The sequence below is a fragment of the Janthinobacterium sp. SUN211 genome, assembly GCF_030587315.1.
Taxonomy (GTDB): Bacteria; Pseudomonadota; Gammaproteobacteria; order Burkholderiales; family Burkholderiaceae_D; genus Janthinobacterium; species Janthinobacterium kumbetense.
On record NZ_JAPWIC010000023.1, the window covers coordinates 1 to 2,238 of the forward strand.

At 64.2% G+C, this 2,238-nt stretch carries 2 protein-coding genes; both read left to right on the forward strand.

What is annotated here, in order from left to right; translation table 11 throughout:
* The first annotated feature begins 11 nt into the window (after positions 1–11).
* The gene (iolB, locus tag O3301_RS28540; protein WP_289917217.1) at positions 12–806 is read left to right on the forward strand and encodes a 5-deoxy-glucuronate isomerase; all 795 of its coding nucleotides are present in this window, start codon (positions 12–14) and stop codon (positions 804–806) included.
* A 14-nt stretch (positions 807–820) separates the two neighbouring features.
* Positions 821–2,238 (forward strand): CoA-acylating methylmalonate-semialdehyde dehydrogenase (locus O3301_RS28545; protein ID WP_305058156.1); only part of this gene is annotated, 1,418 nt, incomplete at its 3' end.

A 2,238-nucleotide genomic window follows, 5' to 3' on the forward strand; every position in this document is an offset into this window, starting at 1 on the left:
CGGGAGGCGGCATGAGCCCGCTGCTGGTCAAGGCTAGGGCCGGTTCGGCCATCGTCGAAGTGACGCCAGAGTCGGCCGGCTGGACGCACGTGGGCTTTGCCGCGCACCGTCTGGCGGCAGGCGAACAGCTGACTTTGGAGACGGGCAGCCGCGAACTGTGCCTCGTCGTGCTGACGGGCACGGTCACCGTGCAGGCGGGCGGGCAGACCTGGGAAGCCATCGGCAATCGCCAGAGCGTGTTTGAAGACGTCTCGCCCTACGCCGTGTATGTGCCGCTGGAAACCACGGTCGGCATCACGGCCGTGAGCAACGCGGAAGTGGCGCTGTGCAGCGCGCCGGCCACCACCCATCGCCCGGCGCGCCTGATCGACCCGCAGTCGATGACGCGTTCCGTGCGCGGCAAGGGGGCGAACACCCGCTATGTGTGCGACATCCTGCCGCAGACGGCCGAGGCCGATGGCTTGCTGGTGGTGGAAGTGGTCACGCCGTCCGGCCATTCGTCCAGCTATCCGCCGCACAAGCACGACAGCGACAATATTCCGCTGGAAAGTTCGCTGGAAGAAACGTATTACCACCGCCTCAATCCCGAGCAGGGCTTTGCGTACCAACGCGTCTACACGGACGACCGCAGCATCGACGAAGCCATGGCCGTGGAAAACCACGACGTGGTGATGGTGCCCAGGGGTTACCACCCCGTCACCGTGCCGTATGGCTACGATGGCTATTACCTGAACGTGATGGCCGGCCCGAAACGCGTGTGGCACTTTAAAAACGACCCGGCCCATGACTGGCTGATGACGAAATAACCAAGGACAAGACAATGACTACCCCGATGATTGGCCACTTTATTGGTGGCAACCCCATGGCGTCGCACTCCGAGCGCACGAGCGACGTCTTCAACCCCGCCACGGGCGCCGTCACGGCGAAAGTATCGCTGGCGACGCCTTCCGAGCTGAACGCGGCCGTGGCTGCCGCTCACGCGGCCTTTCCCGCATGGTCGCAAACCTCGCCCCTGCGCCGCGCCCGCGTCATGTTCAAGTTCAAGGAGTTGCTGGAAGAACATGCGGATCAATTGGCGGCCCTGATCACGGCCGAACACGGCAAGGTGTTCACGGATGCGAAAGGGGAAGTGACGCGCGGCATCGAAGTGGTGGAATTTGCCTGCGGCATCCCGCAAATGATGAAGGGAGAATATTCGGAGCAGGTGGCCGGCGGCATCGACGCCTGGTCGATCCGCCAGGCATTGGGCGTGTGCGTCGGCATCACGCCGTTCAATTTCCCCGTGATGGTGCCGATGTGGATGTTTCCGATGGCGATCGCCTGCGGCAATACCTTCGTCTTGAAACCGTCCGAGCGCGACCCGTCGGCCAGCTTGCTGCTGGCGCAGCTGTTGACGGACGCCGGTTTGCCGGACGGCGTCTTCAACGTGGTGCAGGGAGACAAGGAAGCCGTGGATGGCTTGCTGCACCACCCGGACGTGCGCGCCGTCAGTTTCGTCGGTTCCACGCCGATCGCCGAGTACATCTACGCCACCGGCTGCGCCCAGGGCAAGCGCGTGCAAGCGCTGGGCGGCGCGAAAAACCACATGGTCGTCATGCCGGACGCGGACATTCCGCAGACGGTCGACGCCCTGATGGGCGCCGCCTTCGGTTCGGCGGGCGAGCGCTGCATGGCCATTTCCGTCGTCGTGGCGGTGGGCAATGTGGCCGATCAATTGGTCGAGGCGCTGGTGCCCCGCATCGCGGCCCTGAAAATCACGCAAGGCATGGATTTACAGGCGGAAATGGGCCCGGTGGTGACGCAAGTGCACAAGGACAAAATTGCTGGCTACATCGCCACGGGCGTCAAGGAAGGCGCCAAGCTGGTCAGTGACGGGCGCGGCTTCGTCTTGCCCGGCCACGAAAAGGGCTTTTTCCTCGGCGGCAGCCTGTTCGACCATGTCACGCCGGAGATGACGATCTATAAAGAGGAAATCTTCGGCCCCGTCCTCTGCATCGTGCGCGTGCCCGATTTCGCCACCGCGCTGGACCTCGTCAACGCGCACGAATACGGCAACGGCACGGCGATTTATACGCGCGACGGCAATACGGCGCGCGAGTACACGCACCGGGTGCAAGTCGGGATGGTGGGCGTGAACGTGCCGATCCCCGTGCCGATGGCCTTCCACAGCTTCGGCGGCTGGAAGCGCAGCCTGTTCGGCGACCACCACGCGCATGGCCCGGAATCCGTGCGCTTCTA